The sequence below is a fragment of the Hymenobacter psoromatis genome (assembly GCA_001596155.1).
Taxonomy (GTDB): domain Bacteria; phylum Bacteroidota; class Bacteroidia; order Cytophagales; family Hymenobacteraceae; genus Hymenobacter.
Genome location: CP014771.1, coordinates 1460215 through 1480291 on the forward strand (window position 1 = coordinate 1460215; position 20077 = coordinate 1480291).

Genomic DNA, 20077 nt, shown 5'->3' on the forward strand with positions numbered 1-20077 from the left:
AAGGCGAAAGCTCAGGTTGCTCACGGTACTCAGCACCGGCACTCCCGACAAGTCGTAGCTGACTTCGGTGAAATTACCCGCCCCAGGCGTGTAAACTGTACCAAAACTGGTATAGTTTGTCCCATCGAGGCTGTATTGCAGCATGAGTGTAACTGCCGCTGCTGGTGAGCGGTAGCCTTGAAAGTAAATCTTAAAGGCAGAATACTTTGGCAGCGTCGCTCCCGCCAGCGAAAACTGGAAGTAGCGGGCATTGGACCCACTGTAACTATTCATCGCCAGCGCCAGGCCCGGTGCGTTAGTGGCGTAGGCTCCCGCACCTGTGGGGCTGCCGGTTCCCGTCGTAAACATCTCACTGCTGGTAGCAGCGGAAGTTATACCAGTGGCCGTGGCAGCCGGCGAGGCCGGGTAAGATGCCGCCGTATTAAAATCGTAGTTGACAAGGGTAGTTTGCCCTCGACTCAGTATCGGCAAGCTGACTAGCAGCAGTAAGTTGATGAGTTTATTTTTTAGGCTGCGGGTAAGGAGCGTAGTCATAATTCAGGGAAGAAAAGTTGTAATAAGCCATACTTCGGCGACCCGAAGCTACGACTTCATCTTTTTTTCACCAAAATTTATCCTAAAAAAGATTAGTAATCTGCAAGTTGCTCCCTTATTCCCACAGCGGATAGTGTTCCAACTGCACTTGCTGCCCAAAAAATAATCGCGTGCTTTCCTCGAATGAGCGCGTGAAATCGCTCACGTAGAAGTGGTGCGCCGGCCCTACCCCCCCGGCCGGGGCCAGCAGCTGCCGGGCCGCCAGCGCCTTGGCCACGGCGGCGGCCACCACGTCGGAGGGGTCGAGCACGGCCACGCGGCCCTGGTAATAATCCTCCATCTGGGGCTTGATGAGGGGAAAATGGGTGCAGGCCAGCACCAGGCTTTCGATGCCTTGCAGCTCCTCGTGGGCCAGGTAGGCGCGGATGATTTCCTCCGACACCCGGCCGTTGAAAAAGCCTTCCTCAATCATGGGTATCAGCAGCGGGGTGGCGAGCGAGTGCAGGTCCACGCCGCAGTCGAGGTCGTCAATTTTCTTGCGGTAGCTGTTGGAGCCCACCGTTTGCTTGGTGCCGATGAGGCCCACCGACCGGCCGGCGTAGTGCTGGCCGACGTACTCGGCCACGGGGTCTATCATGCCCACCACCAGTGCTTTAGAGCCTACATACTCGCGCACTAGTTCATAAGCGGCGGCCGAGGCTGAGTTGCAGGCAATGAGAATCAGCTTGCAATGCTGGCGCAGCAGCACATCGCAGATTTTAACGGAGTAAGCCTGGATGGCAGCCGTGCTTTTTTCGCCGTAGGGCAGGTGGGCGGTGTCGCCGAAGTACACCAGCCGCTCGTGGGGCAGGCGCTGGGCCACGGCGCGGGCCACGGTAAGGCCGCCAATGCCGGAATCGAAGATGCCAATGGGCCGGGCGGCCGGGTTGGGAGGAGTCGTCATAGGTGGCGGCAAAGGTCGGGGCGGCCGGGCGTTTTGTGCCCTATCCCCCTGCCGGCCGCCAGCGCTCCAATAGCACGATGGAATGGCCCTTATACACCGTGCGGTCAAACTCCTGGTAGCCACACGTAGCCGCCAGGGCCAGCGATGCCTGGTTACCCACATTGATAAGGCACACCGTGCGGGGCTGCGTAAAATGCGCGTCGCCCCAGGCCAGGGCGGCCCGCGCGGCCTCGGTGGCGTAGCCCCGGCCGTGGGTATGGGGAGTTAGCACCCAACCTATTTCTGGCCAGCCTTTTAGCGAAGGAGTAAGGTCGCGCTGCCAGGCCCCAAAACCGACGGCCCCGATGAACACGCCGGTCGCTTTTTCCTCCACCGCCCAGTAGCCATAGCCTTGCAGGTACCATAGGCCAGCGTGGCGCAGCATCTTGGTCCACACTTCCTCTTCGGGCAGCGGCGCGCCGGTCAGGTGCTGGTAGAACGCAGGCTGCTGCCACATGGCCAGGAAGGCGGGCAAATCAGTGGGGTAGTGGCCGCGCAGGCGCAGCCGCGCCGTTTCCAGAACGGGTATTTCCATTATAAAAGTGGCTGCAAGGTGTGCCACACGGTGCGCGCCACGATTTTGTGGCCCGCGGGCGTGGGGTGAATGCCGTCACGCTGATTAAGCCGGGCGATGCCGCCCACGTTGGCGAGCAGGAAGGGAATGAGGCCGAGGTGGTTCTTCGCGGCCAGCGCGGGGTATATTTTGCGAAACTCGGCCGTGTACTCCGGCCCCATGTTGGGCGGAATCTGCATCCCGGCGAGCACGATTTTGGCCTCGGGGGACTTTTCGCGCACCGTATCAATGATGGCTTGCAGGTTCTGGCGGGTGTCGGAGAGGGGTAGGCCGCGCAGGCCGTCGTTGCCGCCCAGCTCCAGCACGAACACGCTCACCGGCTGGCGGCTCAGCACCCAATTAATGCGCGAACGGCCGCCGGCGCTGGTTTCGCCGCTGAGGCCGGCGTTCACGACGGTGTAGGGCAGGTGCAGGGAATCCACCTTATCCTCAATCAAAGCGGGATACGCCTGGTCGGGCTCCACGCCGAGGCCGGCCGTGATGCTGTCGCCGAAAAACAGGATGGCCGCCTCACCCTTCTTGGCGGCGGGCGCTTCGGCCGTGGCGGGGGGGGTAGGGGCCGATTGGGTTTTGGCCTTGTCGGAGCTGCAGCCAGCGGCGAGCAGGGCCAGCAGCAGGGCACTGGCGGGCAGGTGATAGTTCATGGGAAAACAAAATCAGGCGAAAGTATGAGCCGCCGGAGCGCGTCCTTACGTAGCGATAACCGACGAGGGGACGTTTTTCTTCCCAAAAGGCTTTTGAACGTGAATCGTTTGTCATTGCGAGCGCAGCGTGACAATCGCCCCTAAACGACACCCGAACGATTTCGTTCGGGTGCGATTGCTGCGCTTCGCTCGCAATGACAAACGATTTTAGGTAATTTATAATCAAATTAAATGACTAGTTTACAAGTCGAAAATCTCACGAAAACCTACACCAGCGGCGGGCGCGAGCTGACGGTGCTGCACGAGGTCAGTTTCAGTCTCCAGCCGGCCGATACGTTTGCCATCGTGGGGCCGTCGGGCAGCGGCAAAACGACGCTGCTGGGCCTGTGCGCGGGCCTCGACCGCGCCACCAGCGGCAGCGTATGGCTGCAAGGTATTCAGCTGGATAACCTGAATGAGGACCAGCGGGCGGCGGTGCGCAACCAGCACGTGGGTTTTATTTTCCAGAATTTCCAGCTCCTACCCACCCTCACGGCCCTCGAAAACGTGCAGGTGCCGCTGGAGCTGCGCGGCGAGCGCAACGTGGCCCGCCAGGCCCAAACCCTGCTGGAGCGCGTGGGCCTGGGCGCGCGCGGCCACCATTACCCGGCGCAGCTTTCGGGCGGCGAGCAGCAGCGCGTGAGCCTGGCCCGCGCCTTCGCCAACCGCCCCCAGATTCTCTTCGCCGACGAGCCCACCGGCAACCTCGACCCCGACACCAGCGACACGGTGGTGCAGCTGCTCTTCGACCTCAATAAAGAGGCCGGCACTACCCTCGTGTTGGTGACGCACGATTTAGAATTGGCCGCTAAAACGCAAAGAATCATGCGGATGCGCGGCGGCAAGGTAGTGGAGGAAACCGTAGCGCGGACTTTGTAGTCCGCGCCCGCGCCGCTCGCTTTATATCTCAAACGCGGATTACAAAGTCCACGCTAATTTTCTATGAATTTCAGTTGGTTAGTAACAATGGCTTGGCGCGACTCGCGCCGGAGCCGCTCGCGGTTAGCGCTGTTTATGTCGAGCATCGTGCTGGGCATCGCGGCGCTGGTGGGCATCAATTCGTTTGGCGACAACCTGGCGCGCAGCATTTCGGCGCAGGCCCGCGAGCTGGTGGGGGCCGATTTGGTGCTCTCGTCGAGCCAGCCGTTTGACTCCACGCTGCGGCCTGCCCTGCGGCAACTGGGGCAGCGACGTACCGATGAGGTGTCGTTTGCGTCGCTCGTATCGTTTCCGCGCACGCAGGGCGTGCGGCTGGCGCAGGTGCGGGCGCTGGGCGCGGGCTTCCCCTACTACGGCGAATGGGAAACGCAGCCGGCCGCGGCAGCTACCGATTTTCGGGGGGGTAGGGCACGCGGCGCGTTGGTGGACGACGTGCTGCTCGACCAGTTCAACGCCCGCGTGGGCGACTCGGTGAAGGTCGGCAACCTGACCGTGCCCATTGTAGGGCGGGTGCTGAAAACGCCCGGCCAGAGCGGCTTCAGCGCGGCCATCGCGCCCAAGGTGTTTATTCCCATCGACTTACTGAATAAAACCGGGCTGGTGCAGCGCGGCAGCCGGGTGCAGTACCGCACCTACTACCAGTTTGCGCCCACCGCCGACGTGGCCGCCATCCTCAAACCCTACCAGGTGCGCTTCGACCAGACCGGCATTGATACCGACACCGTGGCCAGCCGCCAGCAGGCCACCGGCCGCGCGTTTAAGGACCTCACGCGGTTTCTGAGTTTAGTGGCCTTCGTGGCGCTGCTGCTGGGCAGCGTGGGCGTGGCGAGCGCGGTGAGTTTATATGTAAAAGAAAAGCTAGCCAGCGTGGCCGTGCTGCGCTGCCTGGGCGCGAGCGGCCGGCAGGCGCTGCTTATTTATCTCATTCAGACTTCGGGGCTGGGGCTGCTGGGCGCGGTCATTGGGGCGGCGCTGGGCGCGGTGGTGCAATTGCTACTACCCAGGGTGTTGGGCAATTTTTTGCCCGTCGAGGTGGAGATGAGCGTGTCGCTGGCTTCCGTGGGGCTGGGGCTGCTGACGGGGGTAGCAATGGCGGTGCTCTTCGCGCTGCTACCGCTGCTGAGTATCCGGCGGGTGTCGCCGCTGCGGGTGCTGCGCGCCTCGCTCGACGAGGACACCGCCACGCCCGACCCGCTGCGCGGGCTGGTGCTGGCCATTATCGGCCTGTTTGTGCTGGGCTTTTCCTACGCCCAAACCCGCGACTGGAAGCTGGCGCTGGGCTTTGCGGCCGGGCTGCTGGCGGCGCTGGGCGCGCTGGCGGCGTTGGGCCTGGGGCTGCGCTGGGCCTTGCGGCGCTTCTTCCCCACCGGCTGGAGCTACGTGGCCCGGCAGGGTCTGGCTAATTTGTTTCGGCCCCAAAACCAGACGGTTACGCTCATTCTTTCGCTGGGGCTGGGCACGTTTTTGCTGGCTACGCTCTACCTGGTGCAGTCGGTGCTGCTGGGCCGGGTGCAGCTGGCGGGCGGCGGGCAGCAGCCTAATTTAGTGTTGTTCGATATTCAAACCGAGCAGGAAAAGGGGGTAGAAAAGCTGCTGACGCAGGAGCATTTGCCCATCGTGCAGCGGGTGCCCATCGTGACGATGCGCCTGGCCGCCATCAACGGCCAAACCGTGACGCAGCTCAAAAAAGACACCGCCAACGGCATCCCGCCCTGGGCGCTCACCCGCGAGTACCGCGTGACCTACCGCGACACGCTCAGCAAAACCGAAAAGCTGACGGCCGGCACCCCGCCGCGCCCGGCCCTGCCCGGCGGCCTACCCTGCGTGTCGGTCGATGCCAGCTACTTCGAGCGCGTCAAGCTGAAACTAGGCGACACGCTGACCTTCAACGTGCAGGGCGCGCCGATTGCCGTGGTCGTGGGCGGCACCCGCGAGGTGGACTGGGGCCGGGTGCAAACCAATTTCCTGGTCGTGTTCCCGAGCGGCGTGCTGGAGCAGGCCCCGCAGTTTCACGTCATCCTCACCCGCACGCCTACTAATGCCGTGCTCGCCGCCGCCCAACGGGCGCTGGTGCGCGATTTCCCCAACGTGTCGGCCATCGACCTAGGCCTGATTCTGCAAACGGTGGACGAGATTCTGAGCAAAATCTCGTTTGTCATCCGCTTCATGGCGGGCTTCAGCATCCTCACCGGCCTGCTGGTGCTGGCCAGTTCGGTGCTCATCAGCCGCTACCAGCGCACCCGCGAAAGCGTGCTGCTACGCACCCTCGGGGCCAGCCGCAGCCAGATTCTGCGCATCACGCTGCTCGAATACGCCCTGCTGGGCTCGCTGGCCGCGCTGGCGGGGGTAGTGCTGGCCGGCCTCGCCGCCTGGGCGCTGGCCTTCTGGGTCTTTGAAACGCCGTTTGCGCTCAGCGCCCTGTGGCCGCTGCCGGCGCTGGTGGTGCTGGTGGCCGGTCTCACGGCCCTCATCGGCGGGCTCAACAGCCGCTCGGTGCTCAGCCAGCCGCCGCTGGCGGTGCTGCGGGCGGAGGGGTAGGGTTGTGAGTTGCCTGGTATCTGAGTGATGGCTAAGTGCTTAATCTTAAATTTAACGTACTTTGCAGTAGGCTGTAAGTACATTACAGCTTGTATCTGAGATTATAAATTATTTTTAAGCCATGACAAAGCTAGTAAAGTACTCGACCTTCGAGGCGTTAAAAGTAGTTTCTAAAGACGCCAAAAAACCAGCTAAAGCAGGTAATAAGGGGCTTTCAGAATTTGAGCAATTATTTAGTTTAGTGAAGAATAATAGCGCCTTGCAAAAAAATACCAAAGCTTCTCGTGGAGAATAATTTAGCCAGTAGTATTCTTCATATTTGCCAAGTTCTCAACCAGCATGATATTCAGTACATGGTGGTTGGGGGCGCGGCGGTAGCGCTGCACGGTTATTTCAGGCATTCAGTGAATTTAGCCGGAATAGTTGCTGACAAGCCTGATTTAGATTTTTGGTATAATCCGACTTACGGCAATTATTTCAAGCTTCTGGATGCCTTAGGCGCTCTTGGTCAGGATGTAGCGCGATACAAAAAGGAAAAATCGCCTGACCCAAAAAAGTCTTTTTTCAAATACGAATTTGAGCAATTTACCCTCGACCTACTTCCTACATTGAAGGCGCCTTTACAATTCACAACAGCTTTTTCTAAAAGAGAATTTGCCACGCTGAACGATATCAAAATTCCCTTTATAAGCTACGCCGACCTGCTTCTTGACAAGCAGGCAACTGCCAGACCAAAAGACCTGACCGATATCGAGCAGTTGAAAAGAAGAAGAGGGCTAAACGATGAGTGAGCTGAAAATTGTTCTCTTATAATAGGACTTACGCAAAAGATGTTTGTTATTGCGAGCGTAGCACGGCAATAACAAACATCTTTTGCGTAAGTCCTATATTCTTTACGTCGGCTTTTATTTTGTTGATTTCTGACTTTAAGCCAAGAGCCCTAAGAGGCCGTCAAAAATATGTTGCTAACAGGCACATCCCCGGCCAGGCCTAATTTTGCCCCATGCCTGCCCCTACTCTCCTTACCAAGCTCTTTACCGATTTCAATAACCTCCAGGTGCTCATCGTCGGCGACGTGATGGTGGATGCTTACGTGTGGGGCCGCGCCAGTCGGCTTTCGCCCGAGGCGCCGGTGCCCGTCGTGAACGTGGACCGCACCGAAAACCGCCTCGGCGGGGCCGCCAACGTGGCCCTCAACGTACAGGCGCTGGGCGCTACCCCCCTGCTGTGCGCCGTGGTGGGCAATGACCCCGGCGGCGACCAGCTGCTCCAGCTACTTCGCGACCACCACCTGCCCGCCGAGGGTATCATCCGCAGCGCGCACCGGCCCACCACGTTCAAGCAGCGCATCCTGGCCCACGGCCAGCAGCTCGTGCGCATTGATTCGGAAGTGGAAACCGACCTCAATGCCGAGGAAGCCGCCCAGCTGCTAGCCGCCTACGACGACCTGCTACCCCGCGCCGACGTGGTGATTTTTGAGGATTACGACAAAGGCGTGCTCAGCGAATCCATTATCAAGGAGTGCATTGCCCGTGCCCGGCAGCGCAATATCCCGACGGTAGTAGACCCCAAGAAAAAGAACTTCCTGGCCTACCGCCACTGCACGCTCTTCAAACCCAACCTCAAGGAATTGCGCGAGGGCCTGAAGCTGGAATTCGGCGCGCCCGACGCTGACCGGCCCGGCTTTGAGGCCGCCGTAGCCCGCCTGCGCGAGGTGCTGATGCCCGAAATTGTGTTGGTGACGCTCTCCGAGCACGGCGTTTTTGCCCAGCAGGGCGAGGAGAAAACTTACCTACCAGCCCACCTGCGCACCATTTCCGACGTGTCGGGCGCGGGCGATACGGTTATCAGCATCGCGGCCTGCTGCGTGGCGCTGGGCCAGCCGGCCGCCTTCACCGCCGCGCTCGCCAACCTCGGCGGCGGGCTGGTGTGCGAGCAGGTGGGCGTGGTGCCCATTGAGAAACAGCGGCTACTGGCCGAAGCGGAGGCGGCAGGGCTGTAGGGTTTTTTCGCACGGAGTTAAAGGAGGAAAAAGGAGTTTCACGGAGTGCGTCGAACATCCGTGAAACTCCTTTTTCCTCCTTTAACCTCGTGCGAAAAACCAGTGCGCAACAGTTATTTCTTAAGCTGCTCGAGCAGCAAGAGCAACGCCAGCAACACTACCGGCGTGGTGATAATGGCGGCCATCGCGGTGGCAAGGACTACCCAGTATTCGGTGCGAAACACGCGCCGAAACAACCGCCGCCACCCAAAAAACAACACGCCCGAGACCACCAGCGACACCACGTAGAAGCCGATACCAAATCCTGTTTTTGCGATTTCCATCGGGTGGCTAGGCTTTCTTAAGAAACTCGGTTTTCAGCACCATCGTGCTACCCCCGGCGCGGCCCTCCACCTCGGCGGGCGAGCTGGTGAGGCGGATATTCTTGACCAGCGTGCCGCGCTTGAGCGTCTGCGACGAGCCTTTTACCTTGAGGTCTTTGATGAGGGTGACCGCGTCGCCTTCGGCGAGCAGGGTACCGTTGCTGTCTTTTACGTCCATATGCAATTAAAGCAAAGGTTTGCTCTATTTATCTGTATTACGGTCGTTAACATACCCAAGAGTTCCAGCACATATTCCCACTAGTAGTGCTCCAAAGAGTGAATTTGCGAAAAATGCCCTATGCATAACCGCAGCAATAAAAGTCGAAAATATGATGAATATTACAAGAAGCCTGATTAAACCCAAAATTGTGATTTTTCCCGATTCTTTTCGTTGTTTTCTTCCAATTAAGTAGCCGGCGCTAATTAGATTATGTTAAATTTGGAGAAATTTATCTTCCATAAATTTCCTACTTGTGCTAAGCAACGATTAACTGCATAGAACAGGGTATCTTTCGTATGATAATCAGCTGGGTCAAGCTGTTCTTTTTTTAATTTGCGCCAAAGCGTTTCCGCCAGATTCAAGTGCGGTGAATACGTAGGTAAGTAAAATAGGTACAAGCCTCGTTCTTCCCAAAAGGGTAGTTGCTGTTGGATAAGCTGGGCTTTGTGCATACTTGCATTATCCAATACAATGAACGTTGGCTTTTTAAGTTGAAAGGATATCTCTTCTAATTGCGTAAATATGAACTGTGCGTTCATATTCTTTTCGGTCATTACCCAATGCGTTTCATTGCGTCGGTTGATGAGTCCCCAGATATTTATTTTATAGCCCTTCTCAACACCTGTTGAAACCACTTCTCCCGGAAATTGCCAGCCGTAAGGAACATAACCCGTACTACAAACATGACTTTCATCTCCGTACAATAAGTCCACAAAACCTTGCTCGTAAAGATTCTCTAGTTCAGCCAGTTGCTCTTTTTTTAGCGCGTATATCTCCGGGCAGGGTTCCCCTTTGCACCGTTTCCTTATGCGTTTATATCGTCCGCCAAGACTTTTAAAAAAGCTTTGAATGTGCGTAGACTAACCGACTTGTTCGTTTCCTGTTCCCATTCCGCTTTGGCCGTTTGGGTACGTTGTCTGTTTGCTTTAATAGCTTCTAAAATAGATTCTTTATCTGTCTCAACAGCTAAGAGGGCTTTGCGCCCGCGTCCAGGCTTTGTTTTCAGCCCGTCAATACCTGCCTCTTTATAACGTTTTGTCCATGCATTCACACTCACATAAGTCATCGCCGTAAACTTACCTACTTCCTCCGAAGTAAGGCCCATCGCTTTTAGCAAAATTACTTCGCATCTGGTTAGAAAACAGGGTGTTTTTCCCGTTCTTGCGCCTTGTTCCAATACTGATTTAGCGGATTCACTCAATAAAGGGGTGTTGACTCTTGACATGGTGCAAAACTAATCAACGTAACATAAACTATTTACTGCCGAGTACTTACATAGTAAATCACTACAATAAGAGCAAGAATAAATTGTATAAGCGCGTTAATTAATAACTTGTCAAGGTTAATATCAAAGAAGCTTGTTAGCAACACCATAAACATAGATACTAAAGAACTACTAAACTACCCCCGCCACGCCTTTACCGTTTCCACAAATACCTTCACGTTGTCGGGGTTGGTATCGGGATAGACGCCGTGGCCGAGGTTGGCGATGTGGGGGCCGCCGGCAAATTCGGCCAGCATGGCTTCGGTGGCGGCTTTAACCTGGGCGGGCGTGCCGTAGAGGGCGCAGGGGTCGAGGTTGCCTTGCAGGGTTTTGCCGGGTGCCTGTTGGCGCACTTGGCGCGGCGACTGGTTCCAGTCGAGGCCGATGGTGCGGCAGGGCGAGTGGGCAAAGTCGGGCACGGCCCACCACGCGCCCTTGGCAAAGACCGTGACGGGCACCAGCGGGGCCAGCGCCGCGCTGATGCGGTTGATGTAGGCCACCGAGAACTCGGCGTAGTGGGTGGGGGGTAGGATGCCGGCCCACGAGTCGAACACCTGCACAAGGTCGGCCCCGGCGGCCACCTGCGCCTGCAGGTAGGCGATGGTCGTGACCGTGATTTTCTCCAATAATTGGTGGGCCAGCGCGGGCTCTTGGTAGAGCATCCGGCGGGCTTTGCTGAAGGTTTTGGAGCCGTGGCCCTCCACCATGTAGGCCAGAATGGTCCAGGGCGCGCCCGCGAAGCCGATGAGCGGCACCCTACCCCCCAGCTCGCGCTTGGTGATGCGCAAGGCTTCGAGCACGTAGCTGAGGTGCTCTTCGGGGTCGGCTACGCGCAGCTTGGCCACGTCGGCGGCGTTTTTGATTACCTCGGGGAAGAGCGGGCCTTTGGCCTCCAGCATCTCGTAGGTGAGGCCCATCGCCTCGGGCACCACCAGGATGTCGGAGAAGATGATGGCGGCATCGACATCGAGCGCATCGACGGGCTGGATGGTGACTTCGGCGGCCAGGGCGGGCGTTTCGACCAGCTCCTTGAAGCCGGAGAGGCGGCCGCGCAACGCACGGTATTGGGGCAGAATGCGGCCGGCCTGGCGCATGAGCCAGACGGGGGTGCGTTCGGTGGTTTCGCCCTGGGCGGCGCGGAGGAGAATATCGTTTTGGAGCATGAGGCGGGGCGGAGCCGCGGCCCAACGTCGGGGCCTAGGCGGCCTGCAAAGGTAGCAGCCGACCAGGCCGGCCCGGCCGCCCTACCCCCCCCTACTGCCGCCGCACGGCGCGCAGCAGCTCTTCTTGCCGGCGGCGGGCGCGGTCCTCATTGAGCGAGGCTACCCCCCAGATAGCGGCCGGAATCCAGCCGATGAGCGTGAGATGCAGAATAAAGCACAGAAAAGCCTTGAGGATGTGGCCATTGAGCAGCATTGAAAGGCTGGGAAGCAGGATGGCGAGGAGCATGGCGATGGGCAGGCTGGTGGCGGGCAGCAAATTACCAGCAATTTAAAGAACGTCATGCTGACGAAGGAAGCATCTCCGTCACGTAAGTAATCCTGATGTAAGGAGTTAGTTACGCGGTAGAGATGCTTCCTTCGTCAGCATGACATTCTTTGAATTCTTCCTTCTTATTCCCTACCCCTGCTCGGGGCCGTGGGCGTCGAATAGCTGCTGCATGCGGGCGCGGGCGGCGGCGGGCAGGGCCAGGTTGGCGGGCACGGCGGCCTCGGCGGCGGGGCGGGCGGCGTGCGCGATGCGGGTGCTTTGCAGGGCGTAGCGGCGGCACTGCGGACACAGGTGCAAATGCGCCCACAGCTGCACGCGGGGACGCAGGGGCAGCGGCGCATCGGCCCGGCGCTCGACGAGCAGCGTGGCCTGCTGGCAATTGAAGAGGGGCGACGGGATGCGACTCATGCGACGGCGGGGGCTTAAAGCCAGTTTTTTTCGAGGCAGCGGCGCAGGTGCAATTTGGCCCGGTGCACCAGCACCCAGTAGTTGGCCGAAGTCAGGCCCAGCTCGTTACAAATATCTTCGGCCGGCAGTTCCTCCACGAAGCGCAGCACGAACACGGCCCGCTGCTGGGCCGAGAGCCGCTGCTGGCACAGCTGCAGAATATGCTGAAACTCCTGCTGCTCCAGGGCCAGGTCGCCGCGGCCTTCGTCGTGGCCCGCGCCGGGCCACTCGGCGGGCATTTGCTCCTCGCGCCAGTGGCCATCGGCGGGCCGAAAAAACTCGGCTTCGGGCGCGTGCTCGGCGCTGGGGTCGAGCGGCACAAACGGCGAGCGGGCCTCGCGCCGGTAATGGTCAATTATTCTGCGCTTCAGAATAACAAACAGCCAGGTGCGCTCCGAGGCCTGGCCCCGAAATGAGGCTAGCGCACCCAGGGCACTCACGAAGGTGTCCTGCACCAGCTCGGCGGCCGCGTCGGCATCGGCCACCCGGCCCAGCGCGAAGCGGTACAGCTCATCGCCAAAACGGGCCAGCCACTGCTGCGGGTCGGGGGCGGGGGTAGGGAGAACGGGAAGGGACATGCGCGCTGGAAACGGACCAGCAAGGTACTAGCGGGCCTACGCAGTCGGCGGCTAGCGGGCCGCCAGAGCCTGGGCCACGGCGCGCACGCTGGCCCGGTGGCGGTAGTCGGGATTGAAAAAGGCGTACTGAATTTTGCCATCGCGGCCGATGACGTAGGTGGCGGGCACGGGCAGCACGTTGGTGGTCGCGCCGTTGGCGGCCTTCAGGTCCACGCCAAAGCCCTGGTATTTCTGGGCAGTGGCATCATCCACGGTGAAGGCCGTTTTGTAGGCTTTCATAATGGCAAAATCCTGGTCGTGCACGATGGGAATGCTGAGCTTGGTCTTGGCCACCGTTTTGTCGATGTTGGTCGGCAGCTCGGGCGTGATGACGACCACCTGCGCCCCTTTACTGGTGAGCGTTTGCAGCGAATCCTGGAGCTGGCTCAGCTGCTTGTTGCAATACGGGCACCACTGGCCCCGGTAAAAATACAGCACCACGGGGCCTTTTTTCAAGAGCTGGCGCAGCTCAACGGGCCGGCCGGCGGCATCCTGCCCTTTGAAGGCGGGCGCGACGGTGCCCACGGCCAGGGCCGAGGCGGTGAGGGGCGTGGCGGGGGTTTGGGCGTGGGCTGAACCAGCGAGCAGCAGCGCGGCGGCCAGGGGGAAGATTTTAAGCATGAAAAAAGAGTTGGGAAAGGTGATGGTTCAGCGGCAGACGCCGGCCGGAGCGCTGCCTTACAAGCCAGGTCATTTTTTATTCCCTACCCCCGTGGCTATCTTGTAACAAGCAGCGTGTAAGGCCGGTCAGGCGGCCGCGTCTGGCTACCCACGCGGCAACCCCGCCGCCCTACCCCCTCCGTTTTTATGAAACTTGCCTTGCTGGCTTTTGCGCCTTTAGTACTGGCTGGCCTGGCGGGCAGCCGGCCGGCCGCCCTGCCCACGCCGCCCCCGGCCGCCGTGCCGGTGGTGGTGGAGCTGTTTACCTCCGAAGGCTGCTCGTCGTGCCCGGCCGCCGACGAGGTGGCGCGCACCCTCGAAGCCACGCAGCCAGTGCCGGGCGCCGAGGTAATCGTGCTGGGCGAGCACGTCGATTACTGGAACCGCCTGGGCTGGAAAGACCCGTTTTCGGCGGCCGGGTTCAGCGAGCGCCAGCGGCAGTACGCCAGCGTGTTCACCGAAGGCAGCTACACGCCGCAGGCCGTGGTGAATGGCCGCTACGAGCTGGTGGGCAGCCGCCGCGCCGAGCTGGGCCAGCGCATTGCGGAGGCCGCCCGCGCGCCCCGCGCTGCAGTGGCCCTCAGCCGGCCCACCGCCACTACGCTGGCGGTGCGCGTGGGCAGCCTACCCCCCGGCACGGCGGCCACCGAGGTGCTGCTGGCCCTCACGGAAACCGGCCTGGCTACCCAGGTGGGCCGGGGCGAAAACGCGGGCCGGCTGCTGCACCACGCCGCCGTGGTGCGGGCCCTGCGCCCGCTGGGGGCCGTGGGGGCCGATGGCACCTTTGCCGTCACGGTGCCGCTGAGCCTGGCCGCGGGCTGGCAGCCGGCGCGCCTGCGGGCCGTGGTGCTGGTGCAGGAGCGTGCTTCGCGGCGCATCGTGGGGGTAGGGACTTTGCCGCTGGCGCTGGCCAACTGAGCGCGTAGCGGCGCGCCGGGGCTTGCTTTTCTTCGTGCCTGAGCAGCAGTGCGGTGAAAATATTTCGGGAGCACGGGGGCTTAAGTGGGTGTGGCCGTTTCTATTTTTACGGCCGCACCATTCTTTTCCCTTTTCCTGATGAAAACACTTTTCCGCACTAGCCTACTGGCTGGACTTTTCTGCGCGGCCCTGAGCGCGGCCCAGGGCCAGGCGCTCGCCAATGGGGACTTCGAAACGTGGGCGGCCCGCAACGGGGTAGATTCGCCCACCGGCTGGCTCACCACCGACGATGTAGTAACGGCCCTGAGCCCTATCGCGTTTGCTACGGGCACGTTCACGAAGACCACCGATGCCCACGGCGGCACCTATGCCGCCCGGCTCGAATCCAAGACTACTCCGCTCGCCGTGCTGCCAGGGGCCGTGGCGGTGGGCACCAAAGTGGGTTCCAATGTGGCGCTGCCCGGCGGCATTCCCTTCACGGGCCGGCCCACTATGCTTCAGTTTTATTATAAGCTTTCGGGACCGCAGCCGGTGGCGGCCAGCGACGGGGCATTCGCGCAAGTGGCCCTCACGCGCTACGTCAACCATACGACGCAAATTCTGGCCACGGGCAAGCAGGTGTTTACCACCCTCACCTCGACCTACGTGCTGGCGCAGGTGCCGCTGACCTACACCTCCTCGGCCACGCCCGACTCGGTGCGCCTGGTGCTGAGCTCGGGGGCCATTATAACGGCCACGGCCGGCCCGGTATCCGGCACCGTGTTTCAGGTCGATGACGTTAGCTTTCTAGGTACGGCTACTGCCACCCGCAATGCCGCCCTGAGCGCCACTCTTACTGTGGCCCCCAACCCCAGCCCCGACGGCCGCTACCTGCTCCACGCGCCCCCTGCCCTGCTGGCGGCCGCCCTGGCCGTCACCGACGCGACCGGCCGCGTGGTGCACCGCGAAGCGGCGCTGACTACCAGCGCCGCCACCCGCGCCCTCGACCTGTCGGGGCTGGCGGCGGGCCTCTACACCTTGCAGCTGGTGGCCGACCAGGGCCTGGTGACCAAAAAACTGGTGGTCGAGTAGCGCCGATTATTCTGCTAAGCGACCCGCAAAAGCGCCCCGTCCAGCTGGCTGAACGGGGCGCTTTTTTTATACCCCGCGCCTACCCCCCGCTACCGGGCCAGCCGGCGGCGCGCCGCGTCGTGCTGGCGGTACAGGTTCATCTCTTGCGAATAAGGGTCGGTGTTCCAGAAAGGGTTGAAAGTTTCGAGGTTGGTGCGCAGGCGGCTGAATTCTTTTTCCTGGGCCACGTCGAGCAGCACGGCGGTCGAATCGGCTTGCAGGGCGGCGAAGCGGCCAGCTAGTAGCTGCTCCAAGGCCGCGATTTCGGTGCCGCCCTTATCGGGCCGGGGCAGCTTTTTGGCGGGCGTGCGCTTTTGCGGAAACGCGTGGGCCTGGTAGGTGGCGGGCGTCACGAAGAGCGTGGCTTTTTGCTGAGGCGCATCGCGGTTGCTGAGCGCCCGCACGCCCAGCGTAACGAGGCTCGCAGCACCGGGCGCATACTGGGCCCGCACCGAAAAAGTGAAGCCAAGCGCGCCAACCAGTAATAAAGTAGATTTCATAAAATTAAAAAAGTTAATTAACTACTTATATAGGAATTATGCAAAAGACGTTTGTCATTGCGAGCAAAGCGAAGCAATCGCACCCGAACGAGTCGTGCGCATATCGTTCTGGAGCGATTGCCGCGCTTCGCTCGCAATGACAGACGCTTTGCGTAAGTCCTATTATAAAAAATCCAGCTCATGGCCGGGCACTACCCAGCCAGCTCGTGGCTACTTAATCAGCGCTTTCGTCTAGTAGCAGTTGCACATCCCGGAGCCGCCGCTCCATCAGGTGCAGCACATCGTCGGGCACGGGCACCAGCGCGCCGTAGCGTTGCAGCAGGTAGCGCATGAGTGTGCTCAGGGAATGGATTTCCTCGCGCACCAGGTCGCGCACCCGCCGCCAGTGGGCGGCACCCAGCGCGGGCGTGTGCAGGCAGCGCTGCCGCACCACCACCAGCCCGGTCACCACGGTGGCCAGCTGCTCCAGCACCTGCTGCTCCTGCGGGCTAAAAGAGCGGGGGGTAGGGCCAACCAGGCACAGCGTGCCAATAGCGTGGTCGGCTGCCGTGCGCAGCGGGGCTCCCACGTAAAAGCGCGCCTGCTGGGCCAGCGCGCTGGCAATGGCCGGCGCATCAACCGGCGTTTGGGTCGCGGCGTTCAGGTCGTGGTAGAGCACCACCCGGTTGTGCCGCACCACCTGGGCGCACAGCACATCCTGGCGCGGCGCGGGCGGCGGCAGCGGCAGGCCGTAGCTGGCCTTGTAGTGCAGGCGGTCGGTATCGAGCAGGGTGATATACGAAATAGGCAGTCCAAACAAGCGGGCGCTCAGGGCCACCAATTCATCAAAAACTTCTTCCTGCAAGGAATGCAAAATATCAGTCTGCCGCAGCGCGTACAGGCGCTCTAGCTCATTAACGGGCGAAAGGTCAGCTAAAATGGGCATCGTCCAATTCAAAATAAGTAGTGTACCAATAAGTTATACAATTATCTTTTCACAGTTTCAAATATAGAAGGCTCCTGCCTTGTTGGTGCTTTTTCTTACGTTTTGCTGGCTGCTCACCTTTAATAATACCGGGGAAATCTCATTTAGCGCAAGCTCAGGATTGGCGTCACGGAATAGCGACGCGCTCCTTCGCGCCGGGCCGCTAAAGCGATATATGCCAGCAGGAAACGCGAAGGGTCACCGCCCTACCCCCTGCATGCTGACTGAGAAACCGCGCTGGCTCTTGCCTCCCGCCACGCCCTACCCCCCCGCCGGGCCGGTAGCCGGCCGCGGCCCGCGGGCGGTAAGTTGCCGAAAATCTGTTATGTTTGCGGTCTCTTGGGGGATTAGCTCAGCTGGCTAGAGCGGTTGCTCCGCAAGCAACAGGTCATCGGTTCGACTCCGATATTCTCCACCAAGCAAGCCTCGGCCCCAGGGTTCGGGGCTTTTTTTTGCGCCGTTGGCTGAAGCGTGCTGGCGGCAACGCACGCTGGGGGCGGGGGTAGGCGCGAATTATATTCGCTGGCATGAAGCTTTTTCTGTTTGCCGCATTGCTGCTTAACGCCCCCGTGGCCTGGGCTCAAACTGCGCCTGCCGCCCCCCCAACCACTGCCCCCGCGCCCTACCGCTATTGCGCGCTGGTGGTTGACGACCGCTATTTCTCCATCCCGGACCGCCTGGCGCTTGACTATGGGCAGGGAGCACCAGGAGCGCTGCCTGACCCCGAAATGGCCGAGATGGCCACCAACATCCGGGGCTCGCGGTCGGTCATCGACGCCCTTAACTACCTCACCCGGCACGGGTGGGAGCTGGTGCAGGTCACGACCGTGCCCTCCGAGACCACTGGGTCCGGGACTGATTACCGGCACTACGTCAGCTCAGAAACCCGGTACCTGCTGCGTCGCCGCAGCCAGTGACGGAGGCCGCACGCGGCGCTGCCGACGCAGGGCCACGATGCGCGTGAATTGGGTGCATGGGGACAAAAAAGCACCCTCGCTCCAGTGGGGCTAGGGTGCTTTTGGTGGCTCCGCTGGGATTCGAACCCAGGACCCGTACATTAAAAGTGTACTGCTCTACCAGCTGAGCTACAGAACCGGCACTCATTCTTGTGTTGCGACCTTGATAAAAAATCCTCCCTAGCAACACGCTCAGGAGGACCTAGTGGCTCCGCTGGGATTCGAACCCAGGACCCGTACATTAAAAGTGTACTGCTCTACCAGCTGAGCTACAGAACCGATAACTTTGTGCTACAATCGCGGTGTGTTACCGTTTTTGTGGGTGCAAAAGTACGGCGCTATTTTGAATCTGACAACCCCGCTGCGAAAAGAAACGCGCGCCTTGCCCTGGCTGGGCCGGCTGGCGTGGTTTATCCGGCTGCCTTTCTGGCTGTTGGCAACGGCCTGCGGCCCGATTAATTTTTCGGCAAGCCCTACCCCTCAGGCCACTGCCGAGCTGCGGCAGGCCGATTTATTGTTTGAGCAGGGCAACTATGCTGCGGCGGCCCCGCGCTACCGGACCCAGATATGGCAGCAGCGGCAGATTTCGCCGCGCCTGCTGCTGCGCATGGCTTACGCCCAGCACCAGCTGGGCCACTACCCCGCCGAGCTGCTGTATCTCAACCTGGCCCAGGCCCAGCAGCCCCGCCTCAGCACCTGGCGCCAGCTGGTGGCCGTGGCCCAGCGGCAGCGGCTGGTGGGCTACCCCAGCACCTGGCAGCAAGAGTTGCGCGTGCAGGCCCTGCGCTACTACTACCCCGGCCTGCAAGGGCTGCTGACCGGGGCCGTGGTGGCGGCCATGCTGCTAGTGCTGCGGCGCGGGCGCAGCGGCCGCGGCACCTGGCTGGCCTACGCGACCTACCTGCTCGGCACCGGGGCCTACCTAGTATTGCTGCGGCCCGAGCCCGTGGGGGTAGTGACGCGCGCCGGCTCGGCCCTGATGGCCGGCCCCGGCGCGGGCGCTACGTGGCTGAGCACGGCCGCGCCCGGCGACCGCCTGCCCGTGCTGGGCCACGACGACATCTGGCTGCGCGTGCGCTGGCAGGAGCGCGTGGCCTACCTGCGCGCCACCGACGCGCTGGTGGTGGAGTGACAAGTGGCTACTGATTAATAGGACTTACGCAAAAACGGTTGTCATTGCGAGCATAGCGAAGCAATCGCACCAGAACGGAATCGTTCGAGTATCGTTCCGGTGCGATTGCCACGCTCCACTTCGTTGCGCTCGCAATGACAATCGTTTTTTGCGTAAGTCCTAATTAAAATTCTCCTTCCTCTTTGCGGAAGTTATTGAGCACCAGCTTATCCATCACGGAGGCGGGCAGCCACTTGTTGAGAAACACCGTCAGTTTGCCCTGAGCCGTGAGCACGAGGGTGCGCTGGCGGCGCGCCACGGCCCGGCGCAGGTGCTGGGCTACTTCCTCGCTGGTCATCATTTTGCCCTCGTCGCGGGGGGAGTCGTTTTGGGTTTGGCCGTTGGCGAGCAGGGCGGTGTGGCGGATGTTGGAGGCCGTGAAGCCGGGCGCGGCCGTGAGCACGTTCACGCCCTCGGGCAGCAGCTCGGTGCGCAGGGCTTCGAGAAAGCCGTTCATGGCAAACTTGGAGGCCGAGTAGCCGGTGCGGCCCGGCAGCCCCCGAAAGCCCGCAATACTGCTGATACCCACAATGGTGCCCTTGCTGGCCAGCAGGTGGGGTAGGGCAGCCTTGGTGACGTACACGGTACCGAAAAAGTTGGTTTGCATGAGCTGCTCGATGACCTTGACCTCTACATCGGCAAACTTGGCCCGCATGCTGAGGCCGGCGTTATTGATGAGCACGTCGAGGCGGCCGAAGGCGGCGAGAGTATCGGCCACGGCGCGGTTAGCGTCGGCCACAATGCCTACGTCGCCCTGCACGGTGCGGTGCTCGATGCCGGCGGCGGCCAGCTCGGCGGCGGTGGCGGCCAACTTGGCGGTGTCGCGGCCCGTGACGACGACGCGGGCACCCGCCCGACCAAACTCCAGGGCGCAGGCCCGGCCAATGCCCGAGGTGCCGCCGGTGATGAGAACTACGCTGTTTTTCATGACAAGTAATGAGGAATAAATGAGCGGCGGGGTGGTGCCCTACCCCCCTACTGGGCCGCAAACCTACGGCCTTGCCCCGGCCCGGCGACGCCAGCCCGGCAAATTTCCGGCAGCGCCCCGGATTAGTCGATTATTCACCAAAAAATGCCAGCTGAGGAGCTTGCTTTGTCTTTACCTTTAGGGGCTTCCCAAGAGTGAGCTGCACTTTACCGGGGTG

Annotated in this window: 23 protein-coding genes and 3 tRNA genes; 9 read left to right on the forward strand and 17 right to left on the reverse strand. The window is 60.9% G+C overall.

Annotated features, from left to right (window positions below; translation table 11 throughout):
• Nucleotides 1-649: 649 nt before the first annotated feature.
• Genes A0257_06225 through A0257_06235 form a run of 3 tightly spaced genes read right to left on the reverse strand, consistent with a single transcriptional unit; the run spans nt 650 to nt 2734 of the window.
• Nucleotides 650-1477, reverse strand: a complete 828-nt coding sequence (locus tag A0257_06225; protein AMR26745.1) for a glutamate racemase — start codon at nt 1475-1477, stop codon at nt 650-652.
• Nucleotides 1478-1517: 40 nt separating this feature from the next.
• A complete protein-coding gene (locus A0257_06230; GenBank protein AMR26746.1) occupies nt 1518-2051 on the reverse strand; it encodes an acetyltransferase in 534 nt (177 codons plus the stop codon).
• Nucleotides 2051-2734, reverse strand: coding sequence for an arylesterase (locus A0257_06235; protein ID AMR26747.1), 684 nt, complete (start codon nt 2732-2734; stop codon nt 2051-2053). The genes A0257_06230 and A0257_06235 overlap by 1 nt, the downstream gene beginning before the upstream one ends.
• Nucleotides 2735-2965: 231 nt before the next feature.
• Here A0257_06235 and A0257_06240 point away from each other — a divergent pair, with 231 nt between their 5' ends.
• The 4 genes from A0257_06240 (at nt 2966) to A0257_06255 (ending at nt 8252) form a co-directional block, all read left to right on the forward strand.
• Nucleotides 2966-3652: an ABC transporter gene (locus tag A0257_06240; GenBank protein ID AMR26748.1), complete on the forward strand. Its 687-nt coding sequence runs from the start codon at nt 2966-2968 to the stop codon at nt 3650-3652.
• Nucleotides 3653-3715: 63 nt separating this feature from the next.
• Entirely contained in the window at nt 3716-6250 is a 2535-nt protein-coding gene (locus tag A0257_06245) for an ABC transporter permease (GenBank protein ID AMR26749.1), read from the forward strand.
• Between the two features lie 404 nt (nt 6251-6654).
• Nucleotides 6655-7041, forward strand: a complete 387-nt coding sequence (locus A0257_06250; GenBank protein AMR26750.1) for a hypothetical protein — start codon at nt 6655-6657, stop codon at nt 7039-7041.
• A 212-nt stretch (nt 7042-7253) separates the two neighbouring features.
• On the forward strand, nt 7254-8252 hold the full coding sequence (locus tag A0257_06255; GenBank protein ID AMR26751.1) for a carbohydrate kinase: 999 nt from the start codon (nt 7254-7256) through the stop codon (nt 8250-8252).
• A gap of 113 nt (nt 8253-8365) precedes the next feature.
• Here A0257_06255 and A0257_06260 read toward each other — a convergent pair whose 3' ends face one another.
• The 9 genes from A0257_06260 to A0257_06300 form a co-directional block, all read right to left on the reverse strand.
• On the reverse strand, nt 8366-8575 hold the full coding sequence (locus A0257_06260) for a hypothetical protein (GenBank protein AMR26752.1): 210 nt from the start codon (nt 8573-8575) through the stop codon (nt 8366-8368).
• Between the two features lie 7 nt (nt 8576-8582).
• Nucleotides 8583-8798 (reverse strand): PhnA protein, encoded by a 216-nt coding sequence (locus tag A0257_06265; protein ID AMR26753.1) that lies wholly within the window; start codon nt 8796-8798, stop codon nt 8583-8585.
• 239 nt (nt 8799-9037) lie between these two features.
• A complete protein-coding gene (locus tag A0257_06270) occupies nt 9038-9469 on the reverse strand; it encodes a hypothetical protein (GenBank protein ID AMR26754.1) in 432 nt (143 codons plus the stop codon).
• A gap of 170 nt (nt 9470-9639) precedes the next feature.
• Nucleotides 9640-9939: a hypothetical protein gene (locus A0257_06275; GenBank protein ID AMR26755.1), complete on the reverse strand. Its 300-nt coding sequence runs from the start codon at nt 9937-9939 to the stop codon at nt 9640-9642.
• A 296-nt stretch (nt 9940-10235) separates the two neighbouring features.
• Nucleotides 10236-11261: a uroporphyrinogen decarboxylase gene (hemE, locus tag A0257_06280; protein ID AMR26756.1), complete on the reverse strand. Its 1026-nt coding sequence runs from the start codon at nt 11259-11261 to the stop codon at nt 10236-10238.
• Between the two features lie 91 nt (nt 11262-11352).
• Nucleotides 11353-11547, reverse strand: coding sequence for an iduronate sulfatase (locus A0257_06285; protein AMR29644.1), 195 nt, complete (start codon nt 11545-11547; stop codon nt 11353-11355).
• A 171-nt stretch (nt 11548-11718) separates the two neighbouring features.
• Nucleotides 11719-11997, reverse strand: a complete 279-nt coding sequence (locus A0257_06290; GenBank protein ID AMR26757.1) for a hypothetical protein — start codon at nt 11995-11997, stop codon at nt 11719-11721.
• A gap of 14 nt (nt 11998-12011) precedes the next feature.
• Complete coding sequence (locus A0257_06295) at nt 12012-12614, reverse strand: hypothetical protein (protein AMR26758.1); 603 nt, start codon at nt 12612-12614, stop codon at nt 12012-12014.
• Between the two features lie 51 nt (nt 12615-12665).
• Nucleotides 12666-13274 (reverse strand): hypothetical protein, encoded by a 609-nt coding sequence (locus A0257_06300; protein ID AMR26759.1) that lies wholly within the window; start codon nt 13272-13274, stop codon nt 12666-12668.
• A gap of 198 nt (nt 13275-13472) precedes the next feature.
• Between A0257_06300 and A0257_06305 the strand changes: the two genes are divergently transcribed.
• Together A0257_06305 and A0257_06310 are read left to right on the forward strand one after the other, a co-directional pair.
• Nucleotides 13473-14231: a hypothetical protein gene (locus A0257_06305; GenBank protein AMR26760.1), complete on the forward strand. Its 759-nt coding sequence runs from the start codon at nt 13473-13475 to the stop codon at nt 14229-14231.
• A 138-nt stretch (nt 14232-14369) separates the two neighbouring features.
• On the forward strand, nt 14370-15302 hold the full coding sequence (locus tag A0257_06310) for a hypothetical protein (protein AMR26761.1): 933 nt from the start codon (nt 14370-14372) through the stop codon (nt 15300-15302).
• An 89-nt stretch (nt 15303-15391) separates the two neighbouring features.
• Here A0257_06310 and A0257_06315 read toward each other — a convergent pair whose 3' ends face one another.
• Nucleotides 15392-15841 (reverse strand): hypothetical protein, encoded by a 450-nt coding sequence (locus A0257_06315; protein ID AMR26762.1) that lies wholly within the window; start codon nt 15839-15841, stop codon nt 15392-15394.
• A 214-nt stretch (nt 15842-16055) separates the two neighbouring features.
• On the reverse strand, nt 16056-16766 hold the full coding sequence (locus tag A0257_06320) for a hypothetical protein (protein ID AMR26763.1): 711 nt from the start codon (nt 16764-16766) through the stop codon (nt 16056-16058).
• 380 nt (nt 16767-17146) lie between these two features.
• Here A0257_06320 and A0257_06325 point away from each other — a divergent pair.
• Both A0257_06325 and A0257_06330 read left to right on the forward strand, forming a co-directional pair.
• Nucleotides 17147-17223: transfer RNA gene (locus tag A0257_06325), tRNA-Ala, on the forward strand.
• Between the two features lie 109 nt (nt 17224-17332).
• Nucleotides 17333-17722 carry a hypothetical protein gene (locus A0257_06330; protein AMR26764.1) on the forward strand — a complete coding sequence of 130 codons (390 nt, stop codon included), beginning with the start codon at nt 17333-17335 and terminating at the stop codon, nt 17720-17722.
• Nucleotides 17723-17824: 102 nt separating this feature from the next.
• On the opposite strand, the gene A0257_06335 is transcribed toward A0257_06330, so the two are convergent.
• Nucleotides 17825-17900: transfer RNA gene (locus A0257_06335), tRNA-Lys, on the reverse strand.
• 64 nt (nt 17901-17964) lie between these two features.
• Nucleotides 17965-18040, reverse strand: a tRNA-Lys gene (locus A0257_06340).
• A 37-nt stretch (nt 18041-18077) separates the two neighbouring features.
• On the opposite strand from A0257_06340, the gene A0257_06345 reads away from it, so the two are divergent.
• Entirely contained in the window at nt 18078-18893 is an 816-nt protein-coding gene (locus A0257_06345) for a hypothetical protein (GenBank protein ID AMR26765.1), read from the forward strand.
• A gap of 163 nt (nt 18894-19056) precedes the next feature.
• On the opposite strand, the gene A0257_06350 is transcribed toward A0257_06345, so the two are convergent.
• Nucleotides 19057-19860, reverse strand: coding sequence for a short-chain dehydrogenase (locus A0257_06350; GenBank protein AMR26766.1), 804 nt, complete (start codon nt 19858-19860; stop codon nt 19057-19059).
• Nucleotides 19861-20077: the final 217 nt, after the last annotated feature.